Annotated in this window: 9 protein-coding genes; 4 read left to right on the top strand and 5 right to left on the bottom strand. The window is 44.7% G+C overall.

Features of this window, described 5'->3' with window-relative positions; translation table 11 throughout:
* Positions 1 to 53: 53 nt before the first annotated feature.
* The gene (locus HWQ41_RS11515; RefSeq protein WP_229483827.1) at positions 54 to 353 is read left to right on the top strand and encodes a hypothetical protein; all 300 of its coding nucleotides are present in this window, start codon (positions 54 to 56) and stop codon (positions 351 to 353) included.
* 589 nt (positions 354 to 942) lie between these two features.
* Positions 943 to 1,665, top strand: coding sequence for a TerC family protein (locus HWQ41_RS11520; RefSeq protein ID WP_292762723.1), 723 nt, complete (start codon positions 943 to 945; stop codon positions 1,663 to 1,665).
* Between the two features lie 297 nt (positions 1,666 to 1,962).
* Here the strand turns inward: HWQ41_RS11520 and ndk are convergent, their stop codons facing one another.
* Entirely contained in the window at positions 1,963 to 2,412 is a 450-nt protein-coding gene (gene ndk, locus HWQ41_RS11525) for a nucleoside-diphosphate kinase (RefSeq protein WP_292762725.1), read from the bottom strand.
* A 294-nt stretch (positions 2,413 to 2,706) separates the two neighbouring features.
* Between ndk and speA the strand changes: the two genes are divergently transcribed.
* On the top strand, positions 2,707 to 4,722 hold the full coding sequence (gene speA, locus HWQ41_RS11530) for a biosynthetic arginine decarboxylase (protein WP_292762727.1): 2,016 nt from the start codon (positions 2,707 to 2,709) through the stop codon (positions 4,720 to 4,722).
* 102 nt (positions 4,723 to 4,824) lie between these two features.
* Here the strand turns inward: speA and HWQ41_RS11535 are convergent, their stop codons facing one another.
* The 4 genes from HWQ41_RS11535 to HWQ41_RS11550 all read right to left on the bottom strand — a co-directional run bounded on the left by HWQ41_RS11535 (position 4,825) and on the right by HWQ41_RS11550 (position 8,910).
* Complete coding sequence (locus tag HWQ41_RS11535) at positions 4,825 to 5,994, bottom strand: NDP-sugar synthase (protein ID WP_292762729.1); 1,170 nt, start codon at positions 5,992 to 5,994, stop codon at positions 4,825 to 4,827.
* 232 nt (positions 5,995 to 6,226) lie between these two features.
* The gene (locus tag HWQ41_RS11540; protein ID WP_292762730.1) at positions 6,227 to 7,057 is read right to left on the bottom strand and encodes a ScpA family protein; all 831 of its coding nucleotides are present in this window, start codon (positions 7,055 to 7,057) and stop codon (positions 6,227 to 6,229) included.
* A 154-nt stretch (positions 7,058 to 7,211) separates the two neighbouring features.
* Positions 7,212 to 7,469: a zinc ribbon domain-containing protein gene (locus HWQ41_RS11545; RefSeq protein WP_292762731.1), complete on the bottom strand. Its 258-nt coding sequence runs from the start codon at positions 7,467 to 7,469 to the stop codon at positions 7,212 to 7,214.
* A gap of 355 nt (positions 7,470 to 7,824) precedes the next feature.
* On the bottom strand, positions 7,825 to 8,910 hold the full coding sequence (locus HWQ41_RS11550) for an AI-2E family transporter (protein WP_292762733.1): 1,086 nt from the start codon (positions 8,908 to 8,910) through the stop codon (positions 7,825 to 7,827).
* Positions 8,911 to 9,037: 127 nt separating this feature from the next.
* Here HWQ41_RS11550 and pdxH point away from each other — a divergent pair, with 127 nt between their 5' ends.
* Positions 9,038 to 9,682: a pyridoxamine 5'-phosphate oxidase gene (pdxH, locus tag HWQ41_RS11555; protein ID WP_292762735.1), complete on the top strand. Its 645-nt coding sequence runs from the start codon at positions 9,038 to 9,040 to the stop codon at positions 9,680 to 9,682.
* Positions 9,683 to 9,728 lie beyond the last annotated feature (46 nt).

Genomic DNA, 9,728 nt, shown 5'->3' on the forward strand with positions numbered 1-9,728 from the left:
CCAAGAAGCTGCGATCGCCTTTCCCTAAAGCCCCATTCTGGGAGACAATTACAATGATGACACAAGTACAAAAGTTTGTAAAAAATCAGAAGTTCGCCCAATCAGAATTACAACAGTACTTAGATGGCGAAAACTTAAATACACCCATCCTTAATCAATCTTCTGAAAATCAATTACCGAAAAGAGAACCGATAAAACATCTATTAATAGGTTCTCCAAAAGCAGTTACTAGCACAATTCACTATCTGCAAGTGATTGGCTACGCCAGCATCGGCGATTGGAGTCCGCTACTACCAACCGCCAACCCAGGCGAGGTAATGAGTATTTTAATCCGTCAGATTTTAATGCAATAGGACATATCAATATGGTGCGTTGTCGTGTAGCGCAACGCACCCTACTTGAACTTCATCTATCGTAGGGGTTTAGCACATTGCTAAACCCAAAAAGCAGTGATTTTAATCAGAAAATAGCGCCTCTAAATCTTGGTAGCCACTCACTACCCGCACAACTTCAATCCCCTCTACAATTGGGCGATAAAATATCAAAAAAATTGTAGGTTGGGTGGAGGCTTTGCGTAACCCAACATCCTGATATATGTTGGGTTGCGCTCCGCTCCACCCAACAAAAGTCTACGTCTAATGCACTATTAAAGCCTTGAGGGTCCACTACGTGCATTTCAAAAATCAAATACTAGTCCTATATTCTAATTCGAGATCCGAAATGACGGCAGTCCATTGCGATCGCATCAAGCTAAATACTATACTTTTAGTGTATGGAATAGTACCAAAAATATCCTAATGGTACGGCGATCGCACACATTCAACCCCCTTCAAAATGCACCACAACCACGTTAAGCTGAATAGAGTAGCAATTTATTGCGCTTTTTAACATGAAAATCTCTGTGACTGTCAAATTTTAATTTTTTCTGCTTGAGAAACCCGGATGCTAGACCAAATTTTTGATTACCTCAACTTTCATTTCAGCGTTGAAGCCCCGATAGTTCTGCTGATCCTGATATTTTTAGAGGCGGTGTTATCTGCCGACAATGCGATCGCCCTGGCTGCGATCGCTCAAGGGCTAGAAGACAAAGAACTTGAGCGTAAGGCCCTCAACTTTGGTTTAGTCGTTGCCTATGTGCTGCGAATCACCCTAATTCTTACCGCCACCTGGGTGCAACAATTCTGGCAATTTGAATTATTGGGTGCTGCTTACTTGCTGTGGTTGGTATTCCAACACTTTAGCTCTCAACAAAGTGAAGACGATCACCATCACGGGCCGCGTTTTACTTCGTTATTGCAAGCGATACCCGTGATTGCATTTACAGATTTGGCATTTTCTTTGGATAGCGTGACAACTGCGATCGCAGTTTCTCAAGAAAAATGGCTGGTGCTGACGGGTGCAACAGTTGGTATTATTACGCTGCGATTCATGGCGGGATTGTTTATCCGTTGGCTAGACGAATTTGAAAACCTAGAAGATGCAGGCTATGTAACTGTAGCCTTGGTGGGCTTGCGCTTATTGTTGAAAGTGGTGAACGACGATCTAGTTCCACCAGAATGGATCATGATTCCTGCCATCTTCCTAATTTTAGGCTGGGGATTTTCCAAGCGTATTGGCACTGAATTACCCCAAGTAGAACCAGAAAAGAGCGAAGTCTCTAAGTGAGAAGCAAAAAGTGAGGAGTGAGGAGTTATTAGGGATTTCCAACAAATAAATTATCCAATCTTGTAGGGTGGGCGTATCTTGCCCGCTTTTGGTTAAGGGCGGACGAGACAGCATTGGTGTCAACTTAGAGAGTGAAATCGGCGGTTAGAAACCGCGTCTACACAGGCAAAACCCACCTCCGTGGGTTAAAAAACCTTAATTTTCTCTTAGCCCACGGAGGTGTGGCTCTCGTTTGTGTAGCCGCGAATTCCATTCGCCAGGTCTCTTAGTTATGAATTTTTAACTCCTAACTCTCCATTACTCGTGCAACCAAGGCGTTAAGTGTGGTTGCCAATTGACCAATTCTTCATCCTTAAACCATAGGGCTATTTCCTGTTGCGCGGTTTCTGGAGCATCAGAACCGTGGATCAAGTTGCGACCAATATTTAGACCAAAATCGCCGCGAATCGTTCCCGGCTCTGCTGTTAAGGGGTTTGTCGCACCAATAATTTTTCTGGCAGATGCAATAACGCCATCACCTTCCCATACCATCGCCACCACTGGGCTAGAAGTGATAAATTCCACTAAACCACCAAAAAAGGGACGTTCTCGGTGAACACCATAGTGTTGTTCAGCCAATTCCCGACTGACTTTCAGGAACTTTAAACCAACTAGGGTAAAACCTTTAGTTTCAAAGCGACGGATAATTTCCCCCACTAATCCCCGCTGTACTCCATCAGGCTTAATTGCTAAGAATGTGCGTTCCAAAGCGATCTCCAAAAACTTAATGAATTTTTTATTTAGTCAATTGTCCCCGAAGTTCTGATCTAAGGAAGTCTTATCTCAGACTACTCTCTTTGTTATTTGTCATTTGTTCTTCGTCCTCTGTCAAGAGTCCAAGGGTTTTGTACTAATGACCAATGACTAATGACCAATGACTAATGACTAATGACTAATGACCAATCAGAGTTTATCTCAGAAATTATCTTTGGGTGCATATACGTTCTCAAACGAATGCGCTAAATTGTTAATTTGTGGGTGAAACACAGAGGTTAGGAAGAAATGGGTGTTGAGTCAACTGCTACATCTGACGAGGTGGTACTACCGTCCAATGGACAGAAATCTGAAGTGAAAGATCATAAGCACAAAAAACTGTTACCACCTAGTCCTACCACAGGAGATTTACCTCGCTCCTGGAAAATTGAGGATAGCGAAGCCTTGTACCGCATTGAAGGATGGGGACAACCTTATTTTTCCATTAGCGCTGCTGGACACGTTACCGTTGCACCCAAGGGCGATCGCGGGGGATCTCTTGACTTGTTTGAATTGGTCAACGCCATGAAACAGCGCAACTTGGGACTTCCCATGTTGATTCGCTTTTCCGATATTTTGGAAGACCGGATTGAGCGGTTGAATGCTTGTTTTAATAAAGCGATCGCCCGCTACAACTACCCTGGTGTCTACCGTGGTGTGTTTCCCGTCAAGTGCAACCAAGAGCGGCATTTGATTGAGGATTTAGTGAAATTTGGCAAGCCCCATCAATTTGGTTTAGAAGCCGGTTCCAAGCCAGAATTAATGATTGCTCTGGCTGTCTTGGATACACCAGGAGCATTATTAGTTTGCAACGGCTACAAAGACCGAGAATACATCGAAACGGCAATGTTAGCCCAAAGACTAGGGCAAACACCAATCATCGTCTTAGAACAAATTGAAGAGGTTGATTTGGTGATTGATGCCAATCGCCAGTTAGGTATTAAGCCGATATTAGGTGTTCGCGCTAAACTCAGTACCCAAGGCATGGGACGTTGGGGTGCCTCTAGTGGCGATCGCGCTAAATTTGGTTTGACAATGCCTGAGATAATCGAGGCTGTTGACAAATTACGGGAAGCTAACCTGCTCGATTCTTTGCAGTTGATGCACTTCCATATCGGCTCACAAATCTCTGCCATTAATGTAATTAAAGATGCCATCCAAGAAGCCAGTCGCATTTATGTGGAATTGTCGATGCTGGGGGCGGATATGAAATACCTTGATGTTGGTGGCGGCTTGGGCGTAGATTATGATGGCTCCCAAACCAACTTCTATGCATCGAAAAATTACAACATGCAGAACTATGCCAATGACATCGTGGCAGAGTTAAAAGATACCTGTGCTGAACGGCAGATTACTGTACCAACACTGATTAGTGAAAGTGGACGAGCGCTCGCTTCCCATCAGTCGCTGCTGATTTTTGATGTTCTCAGTACTAGCGATGTCCCCCTCGACGCGCCAGAACCTCCACAAGAGGGAGAATCCCCAATTATTAATTATCTTTGGGAAAGCTACCAATCCATCAACCAAGAGAATTACCAAGAGTTGTATCACGATGCTGCACAATTCAAAGAAGAAGCTATCAGCCGCTTCAACTTAGGAATTTTACGCCTCAGAGAACGAGCCAAAGCCGAACGCCTCTACTGGGCTTGTTGTCAAAAAATTCTTAACATCACTAGACAGCAAGAATACGTACCCGATGAACTGGAAGACCTAGAAAAGATTATGGCTTCCATCTACTACGTGAATATGTCAGTGTTTCAATCAGCACCAGATTGCTGGGCGATCGATCAGCTATTCCCAATCATGCCAATCCACCGCTTGGATGAAGAACCAACGCGGCGAGGAATTTTAGCAGACCTCACCTGCGACAGTGATGGTAAAATCGACCGCTTTATTGACCTGCGCGATGTCAAGTCAGTTTTAGAGTTGCACACCTACAAGCCCGGAGAACCCTATTATTTGGGGATGTTCTTAAATGGAGCTTACCAAGAAATCATGGGCAATTTGCACAACCTATTTGGCGATACTAACGCCGTTCACATCCAATTAACGCCTAAAGGCTATCAGATCGAACACGTTGTCAAAGGTGACACCATGAGCGAAGTAGTGAGCTACGTCCAGTATGACTCGGAAGATATGGTGGAAAACATTCGCCAACGTTGCGAGAAAGCTTTAGAGGAAAAGCGCATCACCCTAGCAGAATCTCAGCGGCTGCTACAAACCTACGAGCAGAGCCTCAGAAGATATACGTACTTAAATAGTTAGGGACTGGGGACTGGGGACTAGGGAAATTTTTTCCCAATATCCAATCCTCAATACCAATAACCAATCCCCAGTCCCTAATACCCAGTCCCCAATCCCCATTCCCTAATTTGCGTTTGTCCCCAACAATTCCTCTATCGCTTGTCGCTCAACAGGGGTATGTGATGGGACTGTCTGACGGGCATCGGTAATCAGCCAGTCTAAAGCAGCGGCTTGAACGTCAATCGCAGCGCCAGTTTTATCTACGCAATAACGTCCAAATACTAGCTTATCGACTAACCGGACTCCCGGACCCAGGCGCGACCACTCAAAAATTACGCTGTTATCTACTGTTGCGCCACTACATATCCAACAATTGGGGCCAATCATCGAAGGGCCGACAATTTTAGCTCCGTCTTCGATTCTCGTCATACCGCCAATATAAACGGGGCCTGTGATATCCACTTTGTCCCAATTTACGGCGACATTTAAGCCAGTGTAGATGCCAGGGGCGACTTCATGACCAGGAATTTGCACATTTTTGATTTCACCCAGCAGCACACCGCGAATCGCCCGCCAATAGTCTGGGACTTTACCAATATCTACCCATTCAAAGTCCATAGGGATGGCGTAGAAGGGAGCTTTGATTTCTACCAATTTGGGAAACAATTGGCTACCAATGTCATACTCGATACCAGAGGGGATATAATCAAAAACCTCTGGCTCAAAGATGTAAATACCTGTGTTGATGTTCGTGCTGAGGGCTTCTTCAGTTGAAGGTTTTTCTTGGAAAGCTTTGACGCGACCATCTTCGTCAGTCACAACTACACCGTAGCTAGAAACTTCTTCCTTGGGGACAGATTTCGTGATAATAGTAGCGATCGCCCCTCTAGCTCTATGCCATTTAACCGCCGCAGTTAAATCCAAGTCAATCAAAGCATCACCGCACAAAACCACAAAGGTATCATCAAAAAAGGGTGAGAAGTCTTGGATGCGCCGCATTCCTCCAGCTGAACCGATTGCTTCCCCCTCCAATTTACCCTCGTCATCAATTTTCCCTTCAAAGGAATAGGCAATCTGTACCCCAAACCGTTGACCATCACGGAAATAGTTTTCTATTTCTTCAGCCAAATGACTAACGTTGACCATAATTTGGTCAAATCCATGTTGGCGTAACAGTTCTAGCAAGAACTCCATCACTGGCTTTTGCAGGATGGGAATCATTGGTTTGGGAATTGTATAGGTAATCGGACGCACGCGAGTACCCTTGCCAGCCGCGAGAATCATCGCTTTCATAAAAATTTATTCCTCAACCACAAGCCAGTTTACTTTCATCGAGTGATACTTAATCATCAGTTTTTATTTCTGCTCTAAGTTATCCTTCAAGACAGGGATAACAGGAATTTAGTGGTTATTGCAACCATAGGTATACTTAGATGACAAGCGATCGCTTATCTTTTCAATTTACTCGGATTTTGGGGCTGAAGCACAAATCTGTAAATTATCTGTAGAGCTACTTTTGGCTTTCTTAGTTCTTCGGCTGCTCAAAAGGTTTGCAGGAGTTAGCTGAATCTCTAAGTAAGCGAATTTTAATCTCATCGTAAAACTCCTCTTGAAATAGCTCTACTTTCGATTGAGCCGAGAGTAGTAGTAGCGCCCAGAAAACGCTAACTAGGTGACTGTGTTTAGACTCATGCCCAGAGCCATTTTGCTTGAGAAGCTTTGTCTGAGTCCACAACTCTACAAGTTGTTCTAAATTCAACCAATTTTGTTCTAAACTTAGTTCTCTTGCCGATAAATTCAACACCTGTTCCAGTTCCCTAGCGACTTCTGTCAGATTTTCCTGGTGAGCTAACTCCAGGGCCTCCCGCATACTTTGGACGCTAGGCTGACGCCTGGGACGGATAGGTTTGCTGACTTTTTCTACCAGTTTCAGTTGGTTAGCCATGATCTGCAATTGCTCGATTAACTCTTGCAGAGTCACCCGGCGCTTTGGTGGCGGCATTGCCGCTGGACGACGACGCAATTGCCGTTCTAATGGTAGACGATGACCCTGATGTGATACACCATCTTCACCTGACAATAGGGCATCATCTTCTACACCATCTTGTGCATCTCCTACTGTTGACAATTGCATCAAGGTATTGGCTTTGAATAATACCAACATTGATGCTGACAAAAATGCCTGTCCAGATTGAGACAAGTCCGCTTCATAGCCTCTTCCTATTGCCTGCGGTGCCATCAGTTCTAAGTAACGGTCAATCACCTCAATCACTTGGACATCCCAAGGATCAATTTCCCCCTGCTCGGCTTGGTAAATCAAGAGTGTGATTGTTTCTAATAGCTCGGAAGCTTCCATCAACGGGTTCTAAGTTAATTAATGAGATTCAACCTCGCATGACTAGAAGTCACGCGATTCCTACTTCAACGAGTCCTGCCTGAATTACTTCACGACTTACAGATTCTCGATAGGCGTTTAGAGCCTCCGGGATACCCACGGCGGCTATACTTCTCTACGAGACGCTGCGCGAACAGCTACGCTCAGTAACCATTAATCTCAATCCCTCACCTAGTATGTTCAAAACCGCATTCACATCTCTCAAGTTGTAGTCATTACAACTAGGACAAGACCATTCACGCAACTTCAAATCTTTCACCAGTGGGTTAATAAAACCACAACAGTTGCAAGTCTGAGATGAGAGGTAAAATGTACCTACTTTCTGCACAATTCTGTCATGCCAGAGGGCTTCTAACTCATGACTAGAAGTCACGAGTGTACGGCTTGCAGAAATCAAAAGACCGTAAATTCAACACTAAACTCATTGACTATTAGCAAAGCGTGTACTCTATACGTTCGCTTGCGCTGATTTTAATCAGGAATTGCCTGCTACCAGTATCCTCTGAAATTTGTAATCAATCACCATTGTGAATTGTGAGATCAGATTGTGCAACTTTTGACTTGGGCATTGGGCATTGGGCATTGGGCATTGGGTATGGAGAGTTAGAACTTGAAAGTTCAGCCTCAAAGACTCAAAGTTGAGCTTCCGAAGGTGAACTTTTAACTTTTAACTCCCTCCTATGCCCCATGCCCTATGCCCTATGCCCCATTCTTTTTGACCTTCTCTCTTAATCGGGGGGTGGGTCATGGGCAATAGTGACAGTTGATACAAAGTCACTCGGCTTGCCGCTCTTGATCGCATCGAAAGTGCCTTTAATAGTACCAGCAATGGGAACAGCAACAAGTGTCCCTAACAACCCAGCAATCTCAAATCCCATCAAAATAGACACAAAAATCCAGATGGGATTCAGTCCAATAAAATTGCCGAGTAACCTGGGCGCTAACAGGTTATCTTTAACCTGCTGCATGAGAATTGCCGCTATGGCAACTTGAACTGCTAACCACCAATTTTGCAACAGTACTAAAATCGTCACCAGAGCAATGCCGAGAGACGCCCCGATAAAGGGAATGAGTTCTGAAATACCAATTAATATGGCAAACAACAGGGCAAAGGGCACCTTCATCACTAAGAAAATTGGCGTCAGGGTTAGCACCATAAAAAGTCCTAGCAACAACTGGCTGAGGAAGAAGTTCTGGAAATTTAGGCGTAAGGATCTGCTGAGAGGATCTCCAATATTAGAGGGCAAAAGATTGATCAGACCATTCCACACGCGATCGCCATATAAAAGCATATAAAATGCAAGCACGATGACTAACACTAAGTCAAGTAATCCTGACAGCAGTGTTCCAGCAAATCCCACTGCACCGGAAGCTAGCTGTTGTACCACATTCTGAATGTTGGCATTGATTTGACTGCTCACAACGCTCAGATCAATTGGCAAACGTCGTTGTTTTGCCAGCATCTCAAATTGCTCTAGGTTTGCTTGACTAGCGCCTAACCAATCAGGGATATTCTTTAAGAGTTGGATTGTTTGGTCAATGATCAACGGCACTAGGGTGACACCCAGAATCCCAAACAGGGTTAACGTTGCAAGTAAAACTATGATCACCGCCTGAGTGTGGGTGATCCGAGCACGTTCAAAGAACTTAACCGCGTAATTTAGGAGAAAAGCCAGAATCGCCGCAATGCTCAAGACGGTAATGGGATGCTGGAAATAGCGAAAAAGCACAGACAGCAACCAGACATTGAGAGCGATAATTGGACCGCTCAGACCATAAATTAACAGGCGTTGAAGGGAGGCCGAACGGCGCATCTTATGCAACCTACTTTATATATACCTTGAGATAATTTTAAAAATTCTTGATGGCGTTGATCATCATCATAGATATTTTTAACACATATAAGTATAAGCGTATCTAATAGCAAGGAACCAAGTCAAAATGGACAAAACAATAGCTGACCTTCGCAAAGACTACACCTTGGAAGGTTTGAGCGAACTCGAAGTAGACCTCAATCCTTTTATCCAATTTAAAAAATGGTTCGATCAGGCACTAGCAGCACAACTCCCCGAACCCAATGCCATGACCATTGCCACTGCCACACCAGACGGTAAGCCCTTAGCCAGAATCGTGCTGCTCAAAGATTTTGATGAACGGGGCTTTGCCTTCTTCACCAACTACAACAGCCACAAAGGACAAGAACTGGCAGAAAATCCCCAGGCGGCTTTAGTCTTTTGGTGGGCAGAACTGGAGCGTCAAGTCCGAATTAGTGGGTGTGTAGAGAAAGTTTCCGAAACTGAGTCCGACCAGTATTTTCACAGTCGCCCTGCCAACAGTCGCCTGGGTGCGTGGGTATCTAATCAAAGCGAGGTGATAGAAAGCCGAGAAGTCCTGGAGCGACGCTTGCAGGAGTTTAAGAGCAAATATGAAAATCAGGAGATTCCTCGACCGCCTCATTGGGGAGGCTTACGAGTGATCCCCACAGAAATTGAGTTTTGGCAAGGACGCCCTAGCCGTCTGCACGATCGCTTGCTCTATAGCCGTTTAGATAATGGCACTTGGAAAATTGAGCGGTTGTCACCATAAGAAGACGCGGGCATTGGGCATTGGGCATTGGGCATTGGGCATGGGG

This window comes from Nostoc sp. NOS(2021) (assembly GCF_017115025.1).
Taxonomy (GTDB): Bacteria; Cyanobacteriota; Cyanobacteriia; order Cyanobacteriales; family Nostocaceae; genus Nostoc.